Below are 24,860 nucleotides of genomic sequence, written 5' to 3'. Positions count from 1 at the left end.
ACTATATGCATTGCAGTATCAGTTAGTTTCTGTGAATTAACCATACCTGCCGCACATAAACGCGATTGAATGACTGAAAAATCAACAAATCTATTCATTGATTTTATATTGATGCCCGCCAATCTTTTTAGCTTGATACATTAATTTGTCTGCACATTTCAGTAAACGCTGTGCGGTATCGGCATCATCGGCAAAAACAGCAATACCAATACTGGCTGAAATAGTCACCGTAATATTATCAATCACGATGGGCTTCTTCAGCGCAAGTAAAATATTATCGGCAACATGCCTAGCACTGCTTTTATCGTCGATGTTGTTAAGAAGCAGCACAAATTCATCACCACCAAAGCGTGCCACAGTATCTGACTCACGCACGCATTTATTCAACAATAACCCCACACGATGTAAAAGTTTATCACCAATATGATGGCCATGAAGATCGTTCACGGCTTTAAACCCATCGAGATCGAGAAACAATAATGCAAAACGCTGTTTATCTCGGTGATGGGTCAAAACAGCCTGATGTAATCTATCATCAAATAAGCCTCGATTTGGTAACCCTGTTAGGTTGTCGTGATTGGCCATAAACTTAAGGTTATCCTCAGCTTTAAGCCTTTTTTGTATTTCGGTATTTAAACGACGATTAGACAAAAAAATCACAAATGCAATTGCCGCAAGAATTAACACACTGATGACTAATATTTTTACCCAGCGTTCGTATTGTAAGGTGTCACTGCTCAAATCAAGTGTGACCCACTTTTGATACATGTTTTGTTGTGTGCTTTCATCGATTGTAGATAACACTCTGTCGACTAACGGCACTAATTTTTTTACGCCAGGGAAAAAACCAATACGACTATGTTGCTCTGTTAACTCAGCAATTAATGACATTTTTAAACTAGGATACTGGCCCCCTTTGAGTGTCGAGGCCAGCGTGGCAACTTGTTCAACAAACATGTCTGCCTTACCATTTATCACAGCATTAATGCCTTGTTCTGTATTGGCTACAAGCACCAAATCGATGGCCGGATATTGTTGCCTTAATTGATCAACAATATGGTAGCCCTCAACCACAGCGAGGCGTTTGCCAACAACTTGTGAAATGTTAAAAATAGGAGGCTGGGTTAACGATGTGACGATAGCCCAGGGCGATGGCCAATAAGCGCTTGAAAAAGCGAGTGCGGTTTCACGGGCAGTGGTTTGAGCCATACTTGCCACTAGCTGAATTTCACCTTTAACAAGGTCATTGACCATTAGGCCAAAGTCATCATAAGCCACCGGAATAATCGTTAAATTGAGTTGCTTAACTAATAGGTTTTTAATGTCTGCATTAACCCCTAAAAATTGACCATTCTTACCTTGAAACTCCATCGGTGCCCAATTTTTAAGGTAACCCATTTTAATGGCCCCTAAACTCGCTAAGTATTGTTTTTGTTGGCTTGTAAGTTTAATTTTATTGGTTGACCCTGAAAAATACCTATCGTCAGGGTTAATTAGCCATTTTCGTTCTATTTGTATTTGTTCTTCTACAGAAATTAAATTAAAACCCGCCTGAATTCTGTCGGCTAATCCGCTGTCATCAATGCGGGTTAACGCAAACATGTCGGTGTTAAATTCAATGTCGGTATATTGACGAAATTCAGCCCACAATTTATTAGCCAATAAATAATGTGAGGTCATCGCCGAAGAGGACACAAAGCCAACTATTTCGTTGTTGTAAGCAGCATTGACCATGGTCTCTAATGAATCATAAAACCTAAGTTGGGCCTTTGGAAATGCAGTTTTAACCTGTGCAATATAAGGCGCAGTTGGAAACACGCCAATCCTCATCGTGGTTTCGTCTATATTCTCCAAATGTTGGTCACGGCTAAAAAATCGACTTTTCACCGATAAAATATGCCAAGCTTGTTTCAAGCCAGAACGAATGTCATTACTTTCGGGATAACCGATATGCACATCTGCAATACCGCGTTTAACATCGTCAATAGTGCTATTCATATCGCCACTAATAAAATCAATATTAATGCCGCTTTTGTTAGACCATAATTGCCACAAATCAACCAACATGCCCGTAGGTAAACCATCAGCACCTATATCAGCATAGGGCTCAACACCATTTTGCATGGCAATCACCACACCAGATGTTTGCTTATGATAACCTAACCAGCGACGCTCAATTTGCTTGATAACTGAGGGAGAAATTAACGCAAAACCTTCGTTAATTTTTCTAATCAGTGTTTTATTGCCTTTGTTCACCGCAGGAAATAAATCCACTTTTTGAATTAAAATACGTGATGAACTGTAAAAGTTTGCCGCAATATCTTGCTCGAGCGGATCATTACGCTGGTAACCTTCAATGCCGGCAAATACATACAATTCGCCTTTATCTGCCGCAGCTAATAGTTGATTACGATTTTTATAGCGCTTATAACTGAGCCGAGGCTCGAGTTGTTGTAACATTACCTCGTGGGATGACCCTTCAACAATGCCAATTTGATAAGGAATAAGATCGCTAAATTGTTTCTTGCTTTTAATCGATTTATGCACATAAAGGTACGTGTTTAACGACGTGATAGGCTTGGCAAAATCAAATGCTGCGCTACGTGCTTTGGTTTTCGCCATTCCGATATGCACATCGGCATTGTTTTGCGCTAACTGATCAAGAGAATCTTGCCAATGCCTTGAAACAAATCGAACTTTGGTATTGGTGACTGTTGACCATTGGTTCCACATATCAACTAAAATACCTGCAGCATTACCTTGTTCATCTAAATATTGGTAAGGATAAGTGTCTTCACCAAGTACTATGACCAAAGGTTTGCCTGCTGGAGCCATCACGTCATGTTTTGCAGACACAGTCATCACATTCAGACATGATAACAAGATAATGAAGGTCTGCAACCAAGGTATCAATTTCAAGTTTTTTCCCTAATACTTCAATGTTGATTGGTAAATATCATTTTTATTGTGATTATTCGGGCCTGTTGATTTTCAGCGTTATTTTTGCAGGTAAATTACCATGACTTAACCATGAGCTACTAGGCAGAGATGTTGTCGTATTTTTTTACAACACAGTCGATAACACAGTAAAAATGGCCAACAAAGCAGCGCATAAGGTTTGGCTAAAAATGTGTTACTCTTTGTTGATTAACGCTTAGCGAACAAAGACTTGCTTAAATGGCTAGCTAGCAATCAACTCGCCTCGATTTACACATTTTTAACTCAAACAACATTCAACCAGCAAAGATCAACAAGCCCTAGCCTAACGTTGTTTACACCCCTATTGCCAAAAAAAATCCATGCTTTGTTGTTATATTTATGTAATTTGAACAAATAATATCATTGTTTTAATGGTTTTCACGCTAAAATTATCTCCACCATTACCGTTTTTATTTTTTAACCTTAAATCGAATTCCTAACAATAAAAACGTGTACAGCCCAATATCGAGCCTAGTTTAATTAACGCTTAATTTTACAGCATTTTTGGATCGTTATTAGCCTAACATTAACATTGAACGACACTATTTAAAAAAAAACTCATAAAACCCTAGCTGAATGCTTGCTGCAATTAACAATGATTAGCTAAAATACACTCAGAATTTTTCCACATAACAGCACATGATTTCTCAACAAGATAACATTTATGCTCACGCAGCAGATCAAATAGCGGATTTTCAATTTGATCAACGTGTTGCTGGCGTATTTAATGACATGATACGCCGCTCTGTGCCAGGGTATGCGCAAATTATCAATACCATTGGTGATTTTGCTTCCGATTTTGTAACACCTAACAGCAACGTCTATGACCTTGGTAGTTCATTAGGCTCTGCGACGCTAAGCATTCGTCGCCAAATTGAAGGTCGTGAATGCCAAATTTATGCAATAGATAACAGCCAATCAATGATTGAACGCTGTACTGAAAACCTTTCAGCTTATGTCAGTGACATCAAGGTTAATTTATTGTGTGCCGATATCAGAGATATTGATATTGAAAATGCATCCATGGTTGTGCTTAATTTTACCTTACAATTTTTACCCAAGAGCGATCGTGATTCACTGATAAAACGTATTTATGATGGCATGCTACCCGGTGGGCTCTTGGTGATATCTGAAAAACTGTATTTTGAAGATGAGCAAATTCACGGTCTGTTAGATAAACAGCATCTCAATTTTAAACGTGCAAACGGTTACAGTGAGTTGGAAATCAGTCAAAAACGCAGTGCGCTTGAAAATGTGATGCGTCCAGACAGCTTGACCGTGCATAAACAACGTTTAACTGATAACGGATTTTCACATTTTTCTGTATGGTTTCAATGTTTTAATTTTGCATCCATGGTAGCAATTAAATGATCAGTTTTAGTTCTTTCTACAAAGACATAGCCGACTCTAACTTACAACATTGGTTAGAAACATTGCCCTCCATATTGGGTCAATGGCAGCGTGATCATAAGCATGGTAACCTGCCCAAATGGGAAAAGGTGCTTAATAAACTTAATTACCCCGTCCCCGATTTAGTCGAGCTGACTTCGAGTGTGACAATCGGAACCGGTCAACAACTGACCCCTGGACAAGTTGAAAAATTAACCAATTTATTGGGGATATTTCAACCTTGGCGTAAAGGCCCATTTTCTGTCCATGGTATTGAAATAGATACGGAATGGCGCAGCGACTGGAAATGGGATAGAGTAAAAGAACACATAACATCATTGAAGAATAGAACGGTTCTAGATGTAGGTTGTGGTAGTGGCTATCATATGTGGCGTATGCTAGGCCAAGGAGCCCAAAGAGTGGTCGGCATTGATCCCTCTCCTCTTTTCTTGTGCCAATTTGAAGCAATTAAACGTCTTGCTGGTAATCAACATCCTGTTCACTTATTGCCATTAGGCATTGAGGAACTGCCACCACTTGATGCATTTGACACCGTTTTTTCGATGGGTGTTTTATATCATCGCCGCTCTCCAATCGATCACTTGTTACAATTACGTGATCAGTTGAGAATGGGGGGCGAATTAGTGCTTGAAACATTAGTGATTGAAGGTGATGAAAATGCTGTTCTGGTGCCATTAGAGAGATATGGCAAAATGAATAACGTTTGGTTTATCCCGTCTGTCGCAGCGTTAATGTTGTGGTTAAAAAAGTGTGAGTTTACCGATATCCGTTGTGTTGATATCGATGTCACTTCACTGGATGAACAACGAAGCACTAGTTGGATGAAAAATGAATCACTTATTGACTATCTCGATCCAAATGATGTGAGTTTAACCATTGAAGGTTATCCAGCCCCTAAACGGGCCATAATTATTGCAACGAAGAATCAACCGAATCAAGATTTAGTTTAACTAATACTATTCAACAGGAATTGACATGTTAAAGCAGGTACTTGCTCTATCTATTACTGCAGCCTTACTTTCTGGTTGTACAGCAACACAAAAACCCACGCCTCCTTCGCTAACAAACGCTGAGTTGAATAGCAGTTTGCTCACATCACAAACCGTTGTTATTGACGCGATTAATGCTCGTTGTTCACAACAAAGTGAAGAAATAAACGCACTTTCAAACGAGATGAGAAAATTAAAAACTCAGGTCAGTACAGCCATGGCTGAACGCCCAAAAACAATTGTAGTGCCACCACCACCGGTTGCTAGACCCATTGCCATTCCAGATCAATGCTCTGAAGCCACAATCGGTGAAAAGTTTTTATTAGGCGAAGTAGAAAGCGTGTATGTTGACGAAGTGAAAGCCAAGTTCGCTACCCGTATTGACACAGGCGCTGAGTCATCTTCTTTAGATGCGCGAAATATCGTATTATTTGAGCGCGACGGCGTACAATGGGCTCGCTATGATGTGATGACCAATGGTATTGACCAACCGCCTAATACCTTTGAATCAAAAGTTGAAAAATTTGTTCGTATTAAACAAGACGTGGATTCTGAAGATGATCGTCGTCCCGTTATTCATGCGCATTTAAAAATAGGTAAATATTCAGCAGAAACAGACTTAAACCTTGTTGATCGCAGCCACCTAGACTACCCATTGTTGCTAGGTCGCAAGTTTATGAAAGATATTGCTGTCGTTGATGTAGGCCAAATCTATATCCACGGTAAAGCAAAAGACCAAATAACCACGTTAAGTAAATAGGATCAGTAATGCATTCTCGTAAACCGTTTTACATCTTTGTTGCGCTGCTATTTATCATCGGCATCAGCACGAGTATCTATCGTGGAATTGAGCACAATGTGCCTTTTTTGCCTGGTGAGCAGGTCCAAAGTTGGGCTGTAGACGCCAAAGTGAGCTTTGTAGGTAGCAATCAGCCCGCCGAAGTCAACTTCTCGTTACCCAATGATCCGGCGTTTGACGTGTTAGTTGAAAACGCCACATCACCTGGTTACGGTTTAACCATTTCAAACGACGTGGCAAACCGCCGTGCGGTATGGTCAATTCGTGAAGCGTCAGGTCCACAAGCCTTATATTACCGAGTCACATTAGTGCCTACGGGTAAGTTATCGATTCAAGCAACCGAAGAACCTGTAACGCCAGACACTTACCTATGGCCAGCAACAGAGAAGTCAGCTGCTGAACAGATCACCGAAGAAGTGTGGGGACGCAGTGCCACTAACCTGTCTTTTGCTCAACAATTGATGAATTTAATCAATGACCCAGAGCAAAGCCAAAATATGGCATTGTTATTGTCGGCAAACACGTCTACTGATTTGTTCTTGCACATGCTGCACTCAAAAGGTGTACCAGCACGCATCGTTAACGGCTTACAACTTGAAGATCAACGTCGTCGCCAACAATTAGCTTCTTATGTGCAGGTGTATAACAAAGGCGAATGGGTGTTGTTTGACGTACCAAACAACAAACAAGGCCGCGATAACACCTTAGTGTTATGGGAATACTCAGGTCATTCTGTATTAGATGTGATGGGCGGTATTAACTCTCAAGTTAACTTCTCTATGCTGCAAGACACACGTTCAGCATTGGCCACATCTATTGACATGATGATGAATGATAACGCGTGGGATTTCTCGCTTTATCAATTACCACTTGAAGAGCAAAGTTTGTTTAAAGGCATTTTGCTCATCCCAATCGGGGTTTTAGTGGTGGTGTTTTTACGGGTTATTGTTGGGATTAAAACATCTGGTACCTTTATGCCAGTGTTAATCGCCCTAGCCTTTATCCAAACCACATTATTGACTGGGTTAATTGGCTTTTTATTGATTGTTGCGTTTGGTTTAATGATCCGCTCGTACTTATCAACACTCAACTTGCTATTAATATCCCGAATATCCGCGGTAATTATTGTGGTTATTTTTATCATTGGCTTGTTTACACTGATTTCATTCAAATTGGGATTAAGTGAAGGCTTAACAGTGACATTCTTCCCGATGATTATTCTTGCATGGACAATTGAACGTATGTCTATTTTGTGGGAAGAAGAAGGCCCTAAAAAAGTATTTGTAGCCGGTGGCGGCAGTTTATTTGTGGCAACCCTTGCCTACTTAGCTATGGATAACGATTTAGTACAACATTGGGTGTTTAACTTTTTAGGGATCCACTTAGTGATTTTAGCCCTAGTATTAGTGATGGGCCAATACACAGGCTACCGTCTAACTGAGTTAAAACGCTTTAAACCATTAGTTGGAGAGAAATAATGAAGTACGCCTGGCCTTGGGAATTGAGCCGTAGCGGTGTACTGAATATGAACAGGCGCAATATTAGTTATATTGGTCGCTATAATCAGCGTAAATTTTATAAGCGCGTTGATGACAAGTTGATCACTAAACAACTTGCGCTTGCAAATAACATTGCGGTTCCTGACCTAATTGGTGTTGTTCATGAGCAACACAAAATACAAGAGATCCCAGCCATGGTCAGTGACCGTACTGGTTTTGTTATCAAACCTGCAAAAGGTTCTGGTGGTAAAGGGATTTTGGTTATCACTAAAGTCAACAATGGCTGCTATTACAAACCCAATGGCCATGAAGTGACCCACAGTGAAATTTACCGACACGTGTCGAACATCCTCAGTGGCTTATTTTCACTGGGGGGTAAGCCTGATGTGGCAATTGTTGAAGGCTTAATTGAGTTTGATCCAGTATTTGATGGCTTTAGTTACGAAGGCGTACCTGACATTCGTTTAATCGTATTTAAAGGTTTCCCTGTAATGGGAATGTTACGCTTATCGACCGCCGCCTCTGACGGTAAAGCCAACTTACACCAAGGCGCTGTTGGTGTTGGGTTAGATATTGCAACAGGCAAGAGCTTACACGCTGTACAATTTGACATGCCTGTCGATAAACACCCAGACACCCACTACCCGCTGTCTAATATCACTGTGCCGCATTGGGAAACGTTATTGCATACGGCATCAAGTGCTTATGAAATGTGTGAGTTAGGTTATTTAGGTACCGACATGGTACTGGATAAAAACAAAGGACCACTACTACTTGAATTGAATGCTCGTCCTGGTTTGACCATTCAAATTGCCAACGGTAGAGGCATTTTACCACGACTGAAACATGTTGAAGCCATGAAAGGTCCAGCGATGTCAGTTGAAGAACGCGTGGCCTATGCTAAAAAGCATTTCTCTAGTAATCCTAAGTTTTAGTTTATTGGCCACAGCACATGCTGTGGCCAATCCTTTAGCCTTATTTGTTGAACAGTGTCTGTTATATCAACTTGATTTAACCGCGCTCGACTCTGATAGCACCCTAACAGCCAATCAAAAAGCAACAGAATTTGAACTGCAAACACTCGCGTTAAATAATATTAACGATCGGGTTCAATATTATCGGCCTTTTGCAACCGATACTCTCAGTAAACAAGGTTTACTCTGGTGCCAACTGCATTTAGCAGATGAACTGTATGAGTTACTCAACGCCAAAACAACCAAACAGCTTATCGATTCATTGCAAACAACGCCCTATCAGCCACTCGCTGAGCAGTTAATTCACCTGCAAGAATCACAGTGGGAGTTAACCGCAAAATCTAAACTGCACAGTGCACAGGCTGCCGTAACTCAAGCTTTAGCAGAGCGTCAATTAACGATGCAGTTTAATGACGAGCAATGCAAAATCACCGTTCCTTCAGGCAGCAACACCCAACAAGAACAACCCAATATTGATATACGTATCGCTAAATATTTGCTTGTTCAACCAAACGAAGAGTGTCGCAAACAAGCATGGTTTGCTTATCAAACACGAGCAAAATCAAAAATACAGTCTGCTATATCCTTTATACATGAATTAAATCAGCAACAGGCTCAAGCTCAGGGCTATCAAAATGCTGCCCAGTTGATGTTAGCTCCCTATGATCTCAGCCCAGCAATGTTGAACATGTTTTTAGACTCTCAAACCAAACAACTGACTGTCGCGCCATGGAATATGGCTCAGGCGTTATCTCACACTCAAAAAGCCTCAGCCATAAAACCCATTTCAGCCCACGATTATTTACTCTTACTGCTATCAAAGTTAACCGAGTTTGGGATCATAGCTCAGAGCATCCCCCCCGATAGGCTTGAACATCATCCACCAGCACAAGCGGGTCAAACTCAAGTTCAAATAATCAGAATAATGCATCAACAGCGTGTACTCGGTGAGATTTACACTTACCCACAAACACAGCAACCCTCGCCATTTAAGGTAAACGGACAACTCATTAAACAAACGGTGATTGGCCATCAGTTTGGTCAATATGCTTTAAGCTTTCCTGACCAATTAACGACGCAATCTCAGCAACTGCAATTAATCAATGAATTAAGCCATGCCATTGTCTCGTTGGCTCAAAGTGGGCAATTTTATTTACTTAACCGTAAAACGCAAAATCTTCAACGTCACGCGGTAGCCAGTCTCTGGCTAAGCCATTTTTTAAGTCAATCAGAACCATTTGCTCCAATGTCTGAACGCGAACAGCTTACGCAAGCGTATCAAACTCAAATGAATGTGTTTAGAAGTAAAGCGTCGTTGATGTTTTATCAATACTCAGCCAGTTTAACTCATGAAGATTGGTTGAAAGCTGACAAGGATTTATCTGCTGCATTTGAGCAAAGTTTTGGCCGACCTTGGCCACATGCCACCGATGCAATATATAGCTACCAAGCTATTGCTAATAAAGGAATTAGCCTTTATCTTCCACTATGGCATCAGGCAATTGCACAGCTGATTATGACACAGGCTCCCGTTGCCTATTCTGCACAAGATATTTTCGATTTATTAATTGTTAATGAATCCCAATTATCATTTAACAACCAACTTGAACAACTCATTGGCCCGCCCATTGACCCATATTCACTCATTAGGAGATTTAACCATGCTGAAACACCGCAAGAGTAATGTAATCTCGTATCTGTTACTGTCAGCGAGCTTATTCGGTAGCGTGGCCTTTGCCAAAGAGTCTGTTGAAACGCTTTCGCACAATTTGACTGCAGATCAGGTATATCAAGGGATTAAATCAACCCTAGAATCCAACCTTTTTTCCTTACCACCCAGAGTGCAAGGTCATTATGCCATTAGGCAATATCGTATGACCGGCGAAGATAAATATGCCAATGGAGCATTGATAGACTTATTAACCATTGCTGAACAACAGGCTTATTATAATTGTCAGTTAGACAAGCCCGGTTTTAGCAAAGCCGAATCCCAAAAGGAAGTGGCTAAAATTAAACCTGGTATACGCGGTAACGCACGCAAATCAGCCATTGCACCCTACCCTGAATTTATGTTTTATACTGACATTTTACTGCGTTACGCAAGTCGTGTTGATGAATTTGGTTTTAAAGGGCCATGCCATGATGTCATGATAAACACCCTTAAAAATGCCAATTTAGCACCAGCATTAACAGACAAAAAGATGATTAAATCCTGGGCAGCACAACTAATAAATTATGTTTTTTGGGCTAAACAAATGGGTGTGGGCGACTATTACTCTGCATATAAACAAGCATTCATCAAAACCTATCCTGATAGCGAGGACGCTAAATTAGATAAAAGCCAATACAAAAATAAAATATATGGCATGACACATTTTATTTTTGCAGCCAGTGGATACTACCAACAGCCCGTTGACGCAAAAGAATACCAATGGATTTTGACTTATTTTGAAAACAATATTGATCGCATTTTAAAAGACACCACAGAAGATATCATTACCGAAGTGGGGATCAGTTTTTTAATCACTGGTAATGCCAACAACCCTGTGGTGGATAAAGTCAAAAAACACGTTATTGCCGCTTATCATCCACAGCTTAAGATGATCCCATCACCTAAAGGCGAAGCACACTTATCTTCTGGTGAGCATCGAAATGTGTTAGCAATGATGTTACTCAAGTGGCCAGAGACATTACATAAAGGGCCGTATTTAAACGACATTACCAGCACTAAACGCTACCTTCCAAAACTTGTTACACCTAAATCAACTGCGGCTAACAAGAGTAGCCAATGATTTATCAATACAAGACAAACGGCATTAAACTGTAATATTTAGTTAAACGTTAACCACAGAGAATGCGTTAATCAAAGGCAAATGCACTGCATTTGCCTTTTTTATATGTCAAAATATGGATTCTATTACTTCACTAGGATGCCTCAATGAGTCGAGCAAAATCAACACTAGAACAATGGCGAATAGTGCAAGCGGTGGTTGATTTTGGCGGTTATGCACAAGCCGCTGAACAGCTCAATAAAAGCCAATCATCGCTTAATCATGCTGTGGCAAAATTACAGCACCAGTTGGGTATCAATTTATTAGAGGTCAAAGGTCGTAAAGCCTATCTTACAGAACAAGGTGAAGTACTGTTACGCCGCTCAAGACATCTGACTCAGTCTGTAGATGAACTTGAACAACTGGCGACAAATTTAGGCCAAGGTTGGGAGCCTAATTTAACTATCGCACGTGAAATCATTTATCCAATTGATACACTTATTGAGGCCCTTAATTCATTTTTACCTCAAAGCCGTGGTACTCGAGTCACGATTCTCGACTCAGTGATCACAGGCACTCATGAACTCATTTTAAATAACCAGGTAGATATCGCCATTTGTGCAACGCCCCCTAAAGGACATATTGCTGAACCATTATGTGAATCGGTATTCGAACTAGTGTGTCACCCAGACCACCCACTAGCTCAACTCGACTATATTGAAGATGACAAACAACTTGCTCAGCATCTACAAATTGTTATCAAAGATACTGGGGTTAAATCGACAACTGATTATGGCTGGCTAAAGGCTGAACAAAGGTGGACGGTTTCGAATTTCCATGAAGCAAAAGCCATTTTGGCTAAAAATATTGGTTTTTGCTGGATACCTAGCTTTATCGTGCAGCAAGAGCTGAGCAGCAATCAATTAACCCGCTTACAACTTCGAGGTTGCTCACAACGTAAAGCCATTTTAAATTTAGTCGTACCCAATCGCGATCAACAGGGTCCTGCGTCAAAATTACTTGAAAATCTCATTTTGCAGCAACACAAACTGCCTATCTAACCCTGCATTAATGCATTAGCGCCAATATGACTGTGAGTAGAAAGCAGAATTCGTGGTTTTAGGTGTTATACCATTGCGCATTAATAAGTGACCACTGTGAATGCGTCCAGCGGTTTTTGATTAAGGCGTCGCTATGTAACCTGAGCTCGGGATAATAAATGCCTTTCAAACAGTCCTTTGCCCTGCTCACTGCGTTGAATCGACTTACAATAGGCTAGCTATTGACACGTCAATTCGCCTTGTTAGCAGAACAAATGACAAGCTTGAAAGTGAGAAGGGGTAACATGTTGATTTTAAATAGCATAAGTTTATCCCTTATCCCGAGCTCAGGTTATGTAGTAATGGTTGTTCCCTTTCAAATAGCGAGAACGTAAAGCAAAACCGACTGGGGCATTCCTTTGTGGCGAGTTTTAAAAGGGCTTACACTGCGTTGCATGACTTCGAAAGAGAATAACTATTCATTCAGTCATTCGCCTTGTTTAAGCCCTTTTAAATTCTCGCAAAGAGATCACTTACTAACACGCAATGGTATTAATTCTGTTACACGTAGAGCTCAACTCCATGAAGCGCTGACGGATTGCTACTGCGATTAAGCGTTGCTTGGTAAGGGTTGTAACGGATTGGAGGGCGTTCATCTTGGTTAACAGATGACCTAGTGTTTGAGTTAAGCGCTGCGCGGTTAGTGTCATTTAATGACGTATTTGCACTATCGTTTGCCCTCAGTGTCGATTGGCTAGCAGTAACCACTGCGGCGTCGAGTTGATTGTGTTCAGATGCTGATGGATCTTTCATAAACGGTGATAATGGGTCGCTGCTATCTGTGTCTTGAAATAGGTTACCTAAGGCAATCAATTGTTCATTATCTTCAGTGCTAATGATTGACTGCTGACGTTGTACTGTTAAGGCTTGTTTGGCTTCATTAATATTTTGCAACGCTTGAGCGGCAACACGGATATCAGCCATAGAAGGTTGTACCGGCGCCATTGCCGCGGCATACACTTTCTGCATTTTATTGATAGTTGCTTGGGGATCGCCAGACACAATCGACACATCAATACTGACTTCACCTTCAACGGCATAACGCCTTCCATCTGGGCCTTTTTCATATTCATAACGTGGGCTTTGTGCAAGACTCCCGCCAACAGCCGCATGCGCTTGTTCGTGGTTTTTTACTTCAATGTCGCGCTTAGCTAATTCAGCAATTTGCTGAGCTTCAGCCAGCTCTATTTGTTGCTGTTTTTGCTCAATCTGTTTATCTACTTGTTGTTGCTCGTCATCTGCATCATTTTGCCCAGCGTCTTTGTGGTCCGTTTGCTCTGTTATCGATTGGCCTGTACCAGACACAGGGTCACGCTCTAATGCTGCAAATGGATCGTAGGTATCTTCAACAGGTGTTAAAGGTTGTGCGATAGGTGAACCAGACTGAGCAGATGCATCGGCTGCAGAAGCTCCTGATCCTGATGCTTGATTTTGTTCTGATAAATAAGGAGCAATGTGCGAGTGCTCATTGTTTGTTGAAATATTTAAGCCACTTGTATCACTGCTTGACTCGTTAGTCGCAATCGAAGGTGGTGTTTGTTGCAATACCGCAGAAATTGATAGCGGACCACGTTTTAAACTGTAGCTTGCGGTGCCCGTCTGAGTAGAAGTAACCGGGCTTGCAACCACATCCTGCTCAGCAACTGTTAACTCCGTTGCTTGCACTGGTAGGTTAAAATGGGCTGTGGATTGCTGGTTACTTGTTAACTGAGCCGGCAGCGTCAAGGCAATTCGAGGCGTAGAACCTTGATTGGGACTATTTATTGCAGCGAGAGTTGTGGAAGTAGGCGTTATGGAAGCCAGATTTGCGGAAGTGAGAACACTTCCGCGTTGAGTCATAGCAGAACTCATCGTGGACATGGTTGCTGAGCGGAAAACCGCATCCATGTTTACACTTCAATATCAATCAGGCTACCAAGAGTCTCAGAAGCAGTCTCAATGACTTTGGTAGATGCTTGCGCTTGATTAAGCGATTCTGTCGCAGAAATCAGCGCCGAAGCTTGATCGCTTTGTGCCACAGCTTGCGCACTTAAGGTCACAGTATCTTGAGTCTGTGTTGGTACTGCGGGCTTTTGTTGATCCGTTGCGGCAACAGATGTTGTAGCTTGTGCTAAGCCTTGTTGTGCATTTTGCAATCCCTGCATTCCTGATGCATACGCTGATTGAACTTGCATAATCTTGCTCCTGAATTAGATCATAAGTTTAAAAATATAGGCAATTTATTATTGCCTAAAGCCGTTAAAATGTACAGTTTTTAAGCAACAATAACTTATCGGCAACTGACGCACCGGCTAATACCCAGCTTGTTAATACAATGCCTGACACATTGAGGGTCGGTTTTGAGTAAAATCGATTGTGAACAAGATCTCTTTATAGTTGTTACCGCCCCTTTGCTAGCGCTAATGATGACCTGTATATGGTCTACTCCAAAATTGGAGCAAACCATAAACAGCGCTAGTCAATGTTACTGTTATCTGTTCAATAAATACTGTTGATAAATTAACGTTATGGCACGTTAATCCAAGCCATCTCCCAATCTTTCCATAACGGATTAAACCCGCGAAGTTTAAGTGCTGAAACCACTTGCTCTACTGTACGTTCATCATTGATATCAAATTGATCCAATTCCGTTTTAGGATTGTGGTATCCCCCCGGTTGAGTAGAGCTTCCTGCGCTTAAGTGTGTTATACCAAGTGGTAATAAATTATCGCGTAAGCTAGGTAATTCACGTGTCGACAAGCTCATTTCAACTTGAGGATTAAACAACCGAAAAGCACAAATAAGTTGCACCAATCCGGCATCACTTAGCTCAACTTTAGGCGTGATTCCGCCAGTACAGGGCCGCAATCTTGGCAAAGAAATACTATATCGGGTTCGCCAATAGGTTTTTTCTAGGTAATCTAGGTGATGTGCCATTAACAGTGCATCCATACGCCAGTCATCTAACCCAAGCAGTACGCCTAATCCAATCTTATCAATGCCAGCATTGGCAATACGATCTGCGGAGGTTAAACGATAATTAAAATCTTGTTTTTTGCCTCGAGTATGATGTTTAGCATAGGTATGTGATCGATAGGTTTCTTGGTAAACCATAACGGCATCGACGCCGAGCCTGGCCAGGCGTTGATAATCAAGGGTTTCAAGCGGTTGTATTTCGATGGCGACATGACTAAATTGCGCCTTAATGTATGGCATGATGGCTTCAAAATAACTGGGGCCGACTTTGGTTTCATGCTCACCTGACACTAATAACACAGAATCAAATCCACGCTGCTTTATGATTGCGACTTCTTGGTTTAATTCATCGAGACTGAGGGTTTTGCGCTTTACCTTGTTACTCATGCTAAAGCCACAATAATCACATTCATTTGCACATAAATTTGATACATATAAAGGAATAAATAAGCCTAAATTTGCCCCAAATCGCTGCCGAGTTAACGCCGCAGCTTGTTGTGCCATTGGCTCTAAATACGCCATTGCAGCTGGGGACAATAATGCCATTAGGCTAGTTAAATCCCCTGTCGGATTGAGTAAGGCACGCTCAACATCTTCAGTTGTTGTTGCATACATACGTAATGACATGGCATCGATATTAAGCGTTGCAAACTCATCAGCAAATGTTTTCATCGCCTCTGCTCCAAAAATCCTGTCAGTGGGCTACTGGCCTGAGCATGCAGATTCACTTTACCCAACCCAGCCTCAAACGCTTGTCGACCCGTGTGCACGGCCTGTGCAAAGCATTGAGCCATTTTTTCTGGATGGGCACTAGTGGCAATGGCGGTGTTCACCAGTACGGCATCGGCGCCCATCTCCATCGCTTTGCATGCTTGTGATGGCGTACCAATCCCGGCGTCAATGACCACTGGAACCTGTGCTTGTTCGATGATTATTTTTAAAAACGATTCTGTTGCTAAGCCTTGATTACTGCCAATTGGGCTTCCTAGTGGCATCACTGCAGCACATCCAACATCTTCAAGGCGTCGACATAAAACAGGATCAGCATGGACATAAGGCATCACAATGAAGCCCTCTTGGCACAGCTGCTTAGCGGCAAGCAAAGTTTCTATGGGATCGGGCATAAGATATTTAGGATCGGGATGGATTTCTAATTTAATCCATTTAGTGCCTAACATTTCATAGGCTAAATGTGCTGCAAATATGGCTTCATTCGCGTTTCGCGCTCCTGCGGTATTAGGTAATAACTTGACGCCTAAACTATTGAGTGGCCCTAACAAATTATCGTGATCCGCTTGTAAATCAATGCGCTTCATCGCCAAGGTAACCAGTTCTGATTTTGAACTAGCAATGGCTGAAAGCATAATGTCTTGATGACTAAACTTACCTGTTCCAGTAAAGAGTCGCGAGGTAAATTGATGTCCTGAAATAGTTAACATGGCTACCCTCCTGCCACAGCAGAAAACACATTGATGTTGTCGTTGTGTTGGCAAACAATATTATTCCAACGACTACGAGGCACCACAGTATCGTTAACCACAATAGCAACATGTTGCTGAGGTATTTCTTTTAATATTAATAACTCAGAAACAGTAATATTGTTCAAAATGGATTCTGCTTTGCCGTTTATTGTGACGTTGATAGTGGTTGAATTGTGACTAGATCTCATCGTTTTGTGCCTTTAAATGAGGTTGCTGACATACATTACATAATGGATCACGGCTCATTTTTGCTCGATACCAGTGCAGTGATAACGCATCAAATCGCAGCAATATGCCGTAATTGTCAAATGTGCGGCAAATATGTTGTAAACCAAACAATGCTTGCATACTCGCCATCACCCCAACGGCAGGCCCAAACACGCCTTGCTGTGAGCACGTTTGAGCAAGATCGGTATCTAAAGGGTACAAGCACTGATAACAACCTTGATGGTTTACCCCGTCGACTTGATTAGCAAAATCGAGACAGAATAATTGGCCTTGATATGCACTAATAGCGGCGCTGACCAAGGTTAATCGTTTGTTAACGCAAAATGCATTAATGCTATGACGGGATGGGATATTGTCTGTGCAATCAAATACCACAGTGTTATGAGTGATAAGTTGCGCCAATTGCGGATGGCTATGTTCGGTAAATGGCTCCGTGATCGCACAAATATGGATGTCAGAATGCACTCGGCTCAAGGTACGCTTTGCCACAGACGCTTTATTTTTACCAATATCAGTGCTCACATAAAGTAATTGACGGGGCAAGTTAGAAAGCTCGACATTATCATGGTCAACCAAAATAAGATGTTTGACACCTGACGCAGCAAGATATTGCGCCACTAATTGCCCCAAGCCCCCCATGCCAATAATGACCACACTGCTGTTTAAAATGGCCAGTTGCCCTGCTTCACCAATATCGTTAAGCAACATAGTACGTGAATAAAGTAAATATTCTCTGTCGGTTAAGCGCTGCATAATGACTCCGAAGAAAATGGTAAACACTGAGCCATGGCTCGCTTGCGAGTTAGCTGTAACCAGCGTTGATGTAATAATCGATATGACAATGCGGGATCGGGTGCTTCAGTAATGGCCCTCACAACGGCCACATCTGCAACCCCGGTACTGGCCACAAGTTCAAGACGATCACTATCAATCCCTCCTATCGCCACTGTGGGATAATGCTCACCCAATAACGTCACATAATGTGCCAGTTTAATGAGCCCTTGTGGTGCTGAGGGCATTTGCTTAGTGCTAGTGGGGTAAATATGACCAAGGGCAATATAAGAAGGTGAATATTGATGTGCCAACAATGCTTCAAAACAACCATGACTCGAAATACCCAATGCAAGCCCAGCATTTGCAATTGCATTTAAATCGGCACAGCTAAGATCTTCTTGTCCTAAATGAACACCAAAAGCGCCGTGTTTAATGGCCAACTGCCAATGATCATTAATGAATAACTGCGCATTAAAATCTCGCCCTATTGCAATGGCATCAATAATCGATTGTTCTAATGCTTGTGTCTGAAGTGGACTCAGTGGTGGATCAACTTTCACTCTAAATTGAAGTGTTTTACATCCTGCGTTTAATACTGCAATTAATTGTGAAAGTGAGTCTAATACCGGGTAAACACCCAATGGACTGAGTATAGGTTTAAACCTTGTTTGACAATGACTAGGATGCACAGTACCAACAGGCGTAATAGTTGGCATAAATGCTAAGGTGTCTGGCCAGCCAGTACGAGCTAACACACCAGGGCCTTGACCGACTTGATAACTATTGGTTAATCCATTGTTAACATACGCTTTGGCCATCACTATCGCGTCATGAAGGACAAATTGATGCGCAATAAAGCACGCAATGGCGGCAGAAAATGTGCAGCCACTACCATGATTATCTTGGGTATTCACTCTTGGGCTAGATAGCTTAAAGACACGATGATTATGAATATCACTGGCATTGGCGACCTTTTGAGTGACATACATGTCTATTGCATCTTGCTGTTGCCAACGCGCATCGCCACCTTTGGCAACCACATGACACTGATATTCATTTGCCAGCCATGTTGCCGCACTGGCCATGGTGTGTTCATCATTTACCGGCGACGTATCTTGCTGGCGGCTCAACAACAAGTTTGCACATAAATGGCTAAGTTCGTGTTGATTTGGTGTCAATAAACTCATTAACCCCGCCATTGGCTTAAAGTCGATTGAACATTGGCCAAACCCATGACCGCTACTCGCCACCATGACAGGATCGAGTACCACAAAAGGTAGCAGGTCTTGCTGAGCCAAATTAGTCAGCCACTTGGCAACACAATTGACTTGCTGTTGACTCACTAAGAGCCCAATTTTAATGGCTCGCGGCGGTAAGTCGCTCCATAGCGCATCAAGTTGACTGATTAACATGTGCTCTGACACAGGTTCAACTAGCTCAACCGCCACTGAATTTTGTGCTGTAATACTCGTAATCACACTACAGCCATGACAATCTAAATCTTTCATTGTCAACAAATCTGCTTGAATACCCGCCCCGCCACCACTGTCAGACCCCGCAATAGTCCATACTATGGGTTGACGTTCCAAGGTTTTGATACATTGTAGCCGTCCCATCATGCCACTCCTTCTTTTGCATCAGAAGTGGAAACCGGATGATAAATAGCAGAGCCTGATGCTTTAAATTCAACAGACTTTTGTGCCATCGCAATCGCTTGATAATCACTGGCTGAGGTTAACTCAATGTGTTGATTTGACGTTATCGTGTCGCCGGTGGTTAAAGATTTTGCGTAATCACGAACCTCTTGGGTGATTTTCATCGAACAAAATTTAGGTCCACACATAGAACAAAAGTGTGCCACTTTAGCCGACTCTTGGGGTAAAGATTCGTCATGGTATGCCCGTGCAGTATCGGGGTCTAATCCTAAGTTATATTGGTCTTCCCAACGAAATTCGAAGCGTGCTTTTGATAATGCGTTATCACGGATTTGCGCTCCAGGATGCCCTTTTGCGACATCGGCAGCATGAGCTGCGATTTTATATGCGATAAGACCCTGTTTAACATCTTCTTTATTTGGTAGCCCTAAGTGTTCTTTTGGAGTGACATAACACAACATGGCCACTCCGTACCACGCCATCATGGCGGCGCCGATACCAGAGGTAAAGTGATCGTAACCCGGTGCAATATCTGTGGTTTGAGGGCCTAAGGTGTAAAAAGGAGCCTCATCACAGTGGGCAAGTTGTTTTTCCATGTTCACTTTAATCAGCTGCATGGGTACATGCCCAGGACCTTCGATTATGGTCTGAACATCATATCGCCAAGCCACTTTTACGAGCTCGCCGAGTGTGGCTAACTCAGCAAATTGAGCCTCATCATTGGCATCGGCAATCGAGCCGGGCCTCATGCCATCACCCAGTGAGAGCGACACATCATATTGGGCACAAATTTGGCAAATGTCTTCAAAGTGCTCGTATAAAAAACTCTCTTTGTGGTGGCTAAGACACCATTTGGCCATAATTGAACCACCGCGAGAAACAATACCCGTTAAACGATTTGCAGTCATGGGCACGTAACGCAGCAACACACCTGCATGAATGGTAAAATAATCGACGCCTTGCTCAGCCTGTTCAATTAAGGTGTCGCGAAACACTTCCCAGCTCAGATCTTCTGCAACCCCGTTAACTTTTTCTAAGGCCTGATAGATAGGTACTGTACCAATGGGCACAGGTGAGTTACGTATAATCCACTCACGTGTTTCATGAATGTATCGTCCTGTTGACAGATCCATAACGGTATCGGCCCCCCATCGGGTTGACCACACTAACTTTTCTACTTCTTCTTCAATCGATGATGTCACAGCAGAATTGCCAATATTGGCATTCACTTTTACTAAAAAATTACGCCCGATGATCATAGGTTCGGCTTCGGGGTGATTAATGTTCAGCGGGATAATCGCTCGGCCTCTGGCGACTTCATCACGGACAAACTCAGGTGTGATTAACGCCCCAATTTGTGCGCCAAACGCTTCTCCAGCGGCTTTTTGTGTTAACACCTTGTCGTTAACTTCACTGCGCGCCATATTTTCACGAATGGCAATATATTCCATTTCAGGGGTAATAATGCCTTGTCGAGCATAATGCATTTGGGTAACACGTTTACCGGCTTTGGCACGAATTGGGGCAGTTAATCCATCAAAACGTAAATGATCCAAACCATCATCAGCTAAGCGTTGTTGGGTAAATTGAGAGCTGGCATGACTGAGCTGCTCGGTATCTTGGCGTTCATTAATCCAGTGCTGACGCAACTTGGCTAATCCGCGACGTACATCAATATCTGCCTTAGGATCTGAATAAGCCCCTGCACAGTCATAGACCATAATTGCAGGGTTTGTTTGCATCACTGGGGATTCATCACTACCACCAATTCTGGTGCTCGATTGATAGATCCTGCGCATGCCTACGAGTAAATCATCACGGCTGCCTGTTAAATACACTTTCTCGGAATTAGGGTGTTGCAGTGGTGTGAGAGTATCAATAAATTGTTGAGCATCTGCTCGAGTTTGACGGCGGTTTGAATTTGACATTAGCAACCTCATTTTTTAAGAGTAGAGTTGCTTGTCTGGAGAGGTGTTGAGAAGCCATAAACCCATTATCACCTGGGGCTTATGTTAATCATGGTTTATGCGACTGTAGGTTAACCATTATCAAACAACGCTGTTATATCAAGGGATACAACAATACGGTCAATAACAAGGTTAAAATGACATCCTAATAACATGATATTACGCTTGTTTCCTTCGCAGGTTCTAGCCTGATCAGGTTCAACGGATCCCGAATAAACGGTCTCAGCCATAAATGGCACTCCGACAAGATGTGCAGCAGTATAAGCAAGCTTTCAAGAGAAAAACAAGCCTTTAATTGTAGCAATCCTGTCAATTTATCCATTACACCTGTGGCTAAGTTAGCCTGAAATGGTTATCAATTAAAATCACTAAAATAGGTAATTCAACATGCCTCAGGGTGCGGCAATATGTCGCATTCCATTGAATTATTAGCGAGTTATAATCATCAAACAAAATGAATATTTGATGAAAATTATTCATCAAATTAAACAAACAATATAATCGCGGTGATGATTTTGAATCTAAATACAACACAAGTGGCTCATTCTCAATGTAATTTAAATTTTGTTTACTCATCAATTTCTTTAGCCATAATCTTGGCTTTATCGCCACAGGTTTCAGCGCAGCAATCGGAATCAAACAATCAAGCTGATATTGAACGGATGGAAATCCATGGCCAACACCATGCTCATCAAGATCTATTAGGTTCTGCTGAACGATTACTGTCCAAACAAGGTGTGGACTTTTCGCAAGCAGGTGGTGTATCTGCATTACCTGTACTCAACGGGATGATGGGCGATCGTATTAAAGTCTTAATTGATGGAAGCGACATTACCTCGTCATGCGCTAATCACATGAACCCACCACTGTCTTATGTTGCTGCAAACCAAATTGCTACTGCTCAAGTGATTGCTGGAGTCTCGCCTGTGAGTGCTGGTGGCGATAATATTGCCGGTGTCATTCATATCAATAGCTTAGAACCTGTGTTTAACGACAGTAAACAACTGATATGGGACAGTGGTATTGTCTCGGCAGGATACAGAAGTAACAGCGATACCCGCTTAGCCAGTGTCAATTCCACTATGGCAAGCGAAGCATTGAGTTTCAGCTATCAGGGGGCTTATGAAGATGCAAACAGTTACACAGATGGTCATGGTAACAAGGTGTTAGACACGCTATATCAAGCTCAAAACCATGCTTTACTCTCGGCCTGGAAAGACGACTCACAACAAATTGCGGTTAAATTGACTCACCAGCATATTCCATTTCAAGGTTTTGCCAATCAGTATATGGATATGACCAATAATGACAGTTATGGCGCATTGGTGCGTTATCAGTTGTCACTCGACAATGAAGGCTTATTCACAGCACAAGCAAACTGGCAACGTGTCGAACATGAAATGGGATTCTTCACCCCTGAAAAAACCGGCATGATGCCGATGGAAACCACGGGTAACGACTTAAGCTATCAGTTACATTGGCTATTACCGATAACCAATCAAAGCACATTACTTCTTGGGCAGGGATATTATTTATACCAACTTGACGATAGCTGGCCTGCCATAGAAGGCTCAAGCATGATGGGCCCAAACGATTATATTAATATTAACAACGGTAAACGCAAACGAGCTGCGGTGTTTGCACAATGGCAGGAAACACTCAATACACAATGGTGGATTTCAGCGGGTGTACGTTACGAATACGTCACCACTCGCGCCGATGAAGTACAGCCTTACAACACCATGAGTTTGATGGGCATGACAAACGTTAATGCACTGGCTGCAGACACATTCAACCAGAGTGACCGTCAGCGTCATCATCACATTATTGATGCAACCCTATTAGCAAAATATCAGTTAAGTGATACTGAAATAATAGAATTGGGCTTAGCACGTAAAAGCCGATCACCCAATTTGTATGAACGCTATAGCTGGGGCCAAAGCACTATGGCTACCACCATGATTGGTTGGTATGGTGATGGCAACGGCTATGTCGGCAATCTTGATTTACAAGAGGAAACGGCACATACATTCAGTGCCGCATACCAATTGACTCAAGATGATCTTTCAGCCTCTGCCACCGCATGGTATAGCAAGATCACAGACTATATTGATGCAAATGTCTTGAGCAGCTTTACCTCAACAGGTAATGATTTGAGCAAACGAAATATTTTACAATTTACCAATGTTAACGCCAGGCTATTTGGCGCCAGAATGGACGCGGCCTACCAGTTAACGGAAAATACTTATGGGCAATGGTCAACTTCAGCCAGTATCAGTATGACCCGGGGTGAACGTGATGATACCAATGAGCCTTTATACCAAATTAAGCCATTACAAACTGAGCTGGCCTTGCAACATCAACTCGGTGATTGGCAAAACAACGTAAGTTGGCAATGGGTTACAGCAAAAGATCGTGTTGACAACAATCGCTTAGAAAATACCACTGACAGTTATTCTCTGATAAACGTCACAAGCACTATCGAATGGCAAAACACCACCCTAGCTGTTTCTGTCAAAAACTTACTTGACCACTATTATCAACTGCCATTGGGCGGTGTCAGTATTGCCAACTATAAAGCAGATAATAGCCAAGGGTTTCAACAAATGGCAGCAACTGGCCGCACTGTAGAACTGAGTGTTAACTACGCATTTTAGGGCCTGTTTTAATATCTAACCTCAGCTCTGGATAACAAACGCCTTTCAAGCAGTCCTTTGCCTTCCTCACTGCGTTGAATTAACTTGCAATAGGCTAGCTATTGACGCGTTAATTCGCCTTGTTAGCAAAACAAATCACAAGCTTGACAGTGGATTTTAGTCAATCTATTGATTTATATCGTTATCAATACATCTCTTATCCAGAGTTGAGGTTATCTAGAGTCGGAAACGAGCAATTTAGACTGAGCGATTAACCTCAAACAATAAAAAAGCCCTTACATTGCTGTAAGGGCTTCATTATTTGGCGGAGCGGACGGGACTCGAACCCGCGACCCCCGGCGTGACAGGCCGGTATTCTAACCAACTGAACTACCGCTCCAAAACGGTTTGTTTACACTTAATAAAATTAACTTAATATCAACTTTATTAAGTATAAACAGTCACTTGATTGGCGGAGCGGACGGGACTCGAACCCGCGACCCCCGGCGTGACAGGCCGGTATTCTAACCAACTGAACTACCGCTCCACTCAAGTGCGATGAATAATAAAGTTGTGATAATTAATCGTCAACTGTTTTTTAAATGTTTTGATGCGTTTAGCTAAAAAATACACAAATATTGTT

The 24,860-nt window shown here is 42.1% G+C and carries 18 protein-coding genes, 2 tRNA genes and 1 riboswitch; of the genes, 9 read left to right on the top strand and 11 right to left on the bottom strand.

Features of this window, described 5'->3' with window-relative positions; all coding sequences use genetic code 11:
• Nucleotides 1-90: 90 nt before the first annotated feature.
• Entirely contained in the window at nucleotides 91-2,862 is a 2,772-nt protein-coding gene (locus tag L2703_RS14385; RefSeq protein ID WP_248971797.1) for a diguanylate cyclase domain-containing protein, read from the bottom strand.
• Between the two features lie 756 nt (nucleotides 2,863-3,618).
• Between L2703_RS14385 and cmoA the strand changes: the two genes are divergently transcribed.
• From cmoA to L2703_RS14345, 8 genes are all read left to right on the top strand, one after another.
• A complete protein-coding gene (cmoA, locus tag L2703_RS14380; RefSeq protein WP_248971769.1) occupies nucleotides 3,619-4,350 on the top strand; it encodes a carboxy-S-adenosyl-L-methionine synthase CmoA in 732 nt (243 codons plus the stop codon).
• Nucleotides 4,347-5,339: a tRNA 5-methoxyuridine(34)/uridine 5-oxyacetic acid(34) synthase CmoB gene (gene cmoB / locus L2703_RS14375; RefSeq protein WP_248971768.1), complete on the top strand. Its 993-nt coding sequence runs from the start codon at nucleotides 4,347-4,349 to the stop codon at nucleotides 5,337-5,339. The genes cmoA and cmoB overlap by 4 nt, the downstream gene beginning before the upstream one ends.
• Before the next feature lie 25 nt (nucleotides 5,340-5,364).
• Complete coding sequence (locus tag L2703_RS14370) at nucleotides 5,365-6,138, top strand: ATP-dependent zinc protease family protein (RefSeq protein ID WP_248971767.1); 774 nt, start codon at nucleotides 5,365-5,367, stop codon at nucleotides 6,136-6,138.
• Nucleotides 6,139-6,146: 8 nt separating this feature from the next.
• The gene (locus L2703_RS14365; RefSeq protein WP_248971766.1) at nucleotides 6,147-7,655 is read left to right on the top strand and encodes an inactive transglutaminase family protein; all 1,509 of its coding nucleotides are present in this window, start codon (nucleotides 6,147-6,149) and stop codon (nucleotides 7,653-7,655) included.
• Nucleotides 7,655-8,611 carry an alpha-L-glutamate ligase-like protein gene (locus L2703_RS14360; protein ID WP_248971765.1) on the top strand — a complete coding sequence of 319 codons (957 nt, stop codon included), beginning with the start codon at nucleotides 7,655-7,657 and terminating at the stop codon, nucleotides 8,609-8,611. The genes L2703_RS14365 and L2703_RS14360 overlap by 1 nt, the downstream gene beginning before the upstream one ends.
• Nucleotides 8,574-10,334: a hypothetical protein gene (locus L2703_RS14355; protein ID WP_248971764.1), complete on the top strand. Its 1,761-nt coding sequence runs from the start codon at nucleotides 8,574-8,576 to the stop codon at nucleotides 10,332-10,334. Before L2703_RS14360 ends, L2703_RS14355 begins: the two co-directional genes overlap by 38 nt.
• The gene (locus L2703_RS14350) at nucleotides 10,312-11,442 is read left to right on the top strand and encodes a DUF3541 domain-containing protein (protein ID WP_248971763.1); all 1,131 of its coding nucleotides are present in this window, start codon (nucleotides 10,312-10,314) and stop codon (nucleotides 11,440-11,442) included. Before L2703_RS14355 ends, L2703_RS14350 begins: the two co-directional genes overlap by 23 nt.
• A 146-nt stretch (nucleotides 11,443-11,588) precedes the next feature.
• Complete coding sequence (locus L2703_RS14345; RefSeq protein ID WP_248971762.1) at nucleotides 11,589-12,482, top strand: LysR family transcriptional regulator; 894 nt, start codon at nucleotides 11,589-11,591, stop codon at nucleotides 12,480-12,482.
• Nucleotides 12,483-13,022: 540 nt separating this feature from the next.
• Here the strand turns inward: L2703_RS14345 and L2703_RS14340 are convergent.
• The 8 genes from L2703_RS14340 to thiC all read right to left on the bottom strand — a co-directional run bounded on the left by L2703_RS14340 (nucleotide 13,023) and on the right by thiC (nucleotide 21,542).
• Nucleotides 13,023-14,246, bottom strand: a complete 1,224-nt coding sequence (locus L2703_RS14340; protein ID WP_248971761.1) for a putative metalloprotease CJM1_0395 family protein — start codon at nucleotides 14,244-14,246, stop codon at nucleotides 13,023-13,025.
• Between the two features lie 164 nt (nucleotides 14,247-14,410).
• A complete protein-coding gene (locus L2703_RS14335) occupies nucleotides 14,411-14,695 on the bottom strand; it encodes a chemotaxis protein (protein ID WP_248971760.1) in 285 nt (94 codons plus the stop codon).
• Nucleotides 14,696-15,026: 331 nt separating this feature from the next.
• On the bottom strand, nucleotides 15,027-16,148 hold the full coding sequence (gene thiH, locus L2703_RS14330) for a 2-iminoacetate synthase ThiH (RefSeq protein ID WP_248971759.1): 1,122 nt from the start codon (nucleotides 16,146-16,148) through the stop codon (nucleotides 15,027-15,029).
• Nucleotides 16,145-16,915 carry a thiazole synthase gene (locus tag L2703_RS14325; RefSeq protein WP_248971758.1) on the bottom strand — a complete coding sequence of 257 codons (771 nt, stop codon included), beginning with the start codon at nucleotides 16,913-16,915 and terminating at the stop codon, nucleotides 16,145-16,147. Before L2703_RS14325 ends, thiH begins: the two co-directional genes overlap by 4 nt.
• A gap of 2 nt (nucleotides 16,916-16,917) precedes the next feature.
• Nucleotides 16,918-17,145: a sulfur carrier protein ThiS gene (gene thiS / locus L2703_RS14320; RefSeq protein ID WP_248971757.1), complete on the bottom strand. Its 228-nt coding sequence runs from the start codon at nucleotides 17,143-17,145 to the stop codon at nucleotides 16,918-16,920.
• Nucleotides 17,135-17,938, bottom strand: coding sequence for a HesA/MoeB/ThiF family protein (locus tag L2703_RS14315; RefSeq protein WP_248971756.1), 804 nt, complete (start codon nucleotides 17,936-17,938; stop codon nucleotides 17,135-17,137). Before L2703_RS14315 ends, thiS begins: the two co-directional genes overlap by 11 nt.
• Complete coding sequence (gene thiE, locus L2703_RS14310; RefSeq protein ID WP_248971796.1) at nucleotides 17,926-19,575, bottom strand: thiamine phosphate synthase; 1,650 nt, start codon at nucleotides 19,573-19,575, stop codon at nucleotides 17,926-17,928. Before thiE ends, L2703_RS14315 begins: the two co-directional genes overlap by 13 nt.
• Complete coding sequence (gene thiC, locus L2703_RS14305) at nucleotides 19,575-21,542, bottom strand: phosphomethylpyrimidine synthase ThiC (RefSeq protein ID WP_248971755.1); 1,968 nt, start codon at nucleotides 21,540-21,542, stop codon at nucleotides 19,575-19,577. The genes thiE and thiC overlap by 1 nt, the downstream gene beginning before the upstream one ends.
• Before the next feature lie 191 nt (nucleotides 21,543-21,733).
• Nucleotides 21,734-21,834, bottom strand: a riboswitch (TPP riboswitch).
• 256 nt (nucleotides 21,835-22,090) lie between these two features.
• Here thiC and L2703_RS14300 point away from each other — a divergent pair.
• Entirely contained in the window at nucleotides 22,091-24,238 is a 2,148-nt protein-coding gene (locus tag L2703_RS14300; RefSeq protein ID WP_428848663.1) for a TonB-dependent receptor plug domain-containing protein, read from the top strand.
• 302 nt (nucleotides 24,239-24,540) lie between these two features.
• Here the strand turns inward: L2703_RS14300 and L2703_RS14295 are convergent.
• Nucleotides 24,541-24,617, bottom strand: a tRNA-Asp gene (locus L2703_RS14295).
• A gap of 70 nt (nucleotides 24,618-24,687) precedes the next feature.
• Nucleotides 24,688-24,764 (bottom strand) — tRNA-Asp (locus tag L2703_RS14290).
• Between the last annotated feature and the right edge of the window lie 96 nt (nucleotides 24,765-24,860).

Origin of the sequence: Shewanella basaltis, from assembly GCF_023283885.1 — a bacterium.
Classification (GTDB): domain Bacteria; phylum Pseudomonadota; class Gammaproteobacteria; order Enterobacterales; family Shewanellaceae; genus Shewanella; species Shewanella basaltis.
This window is presented reverse-complemented; position numbering and strand designations above follow the sequence as displayed.

Coding starts and splice junctions, on each gene's coding strand:
- L2703_RS14385 (WP_248971797.1), bottom strand. CDS start 2,862: ATGACTGTGTCTGCAAAACATGACGTGATGGCTCCAGCAGGCAAACCT.
- cmoA (WP_248971769.1), top strand. CDS start 3,619: ATGATTTCTCAACAAGATAACATTTATGCTCACGCAGCAGATCAAATA.
- cmoB (WP_248971768.1), top strand. CDS start 4,347: ATGATCAGTTTTAGTTCTTTCTACAAAGACATAGCCGACTCTAACTTA.
- L2703_RS14370 (WP_248971767.1), top strand. CDS start 5,365: ATGTTAAAGCAGGTACTTGCTCTATCTATTACTGCAGCCTTACTTTCT.
- L2703_RS14365 (WP_248971766.1), top strand. CDS start 6,147: ATGCATTCTCGTAAACCGTTTTACATCTTTGTTGCGCTGCTATTTATC.
- L2703_RS14360 (WP_248971765.1), top strand. CDS start 7,655: ATGAAGTACGCCTGGCCTTGGGAATTGAGCCGTAGCGGTGTACTGAAT.
- L2703_RS14355 (WP_248971764.1), top strand. CDS start 8,574: ATGCTAAAAAGCATTTCTCTAGTAATCCTAAGTTTTAGTTTATTGGCC.
- L2703_RS14350 (WP_248971763.1), top strand. CDS start 10,312: ATGCTGAAACACCGCAAGAGTAATGTAATCTCGTATCTGTTACTGTCA.
- L2703_RS14345 (WP_248971762.1), top strand. CDS start 11,589: ATGAGTCGAGCAAAATCAACACTAGAACAATGGCGAATAGTGCAAGCG.
- L2703_RS14335 (WP_248971760.1), bottom strand. CDS start 14,695: ATGCAAGTTCAATCAGCGTATGCATCAGGAATGCAGGGATTGCAAAAT.
- thiH (WP_248971759.1), bottom strand. CDS start 16,148: ATGAAAACATTTGCTGATGAGTTTGCAACGCTTAATATCGATGCCATG.
- L2703_RS14325 (WP_248971758.1), bottom strand. CDS start 16,915: ATGTTAACTATTTCAGGACATCAATTTACCTCGCGACTCTTTACTGGA.
- thiS (WP_248971757.1), bottom strand. CDS start 17,145: ATGAGATCTAGTCACAATTCAACCACTATCAACGTCACAATAAACGGC.
- L2703_RS14315 (WP_248971756.1), bottom strand. CDS start 17,938: ATGCAGCGCTTAACCGACAGAGAATATTTACTTTATTCACGTACTATG.
- thiE (WP_248971796.1), bottom strand. CDS start 19,575: ATGGGACGGCTACAATGTATCAAAACCTTGGAACGTCAACCCATAGTA.
- thiC (WP_248971755.1), bottom strand. CDS start 21,542: ATGTCAAATTCAAACCGCCGTCAAACTCGAGCAGATGCTCAACAATTT.
- L2703_RS14300 (WP_428848663.1), top strand. CDS start 22,091: ATGATTTTGAATCTAAATACAACACAAGTGGCTCATTCTCAATGTAAT.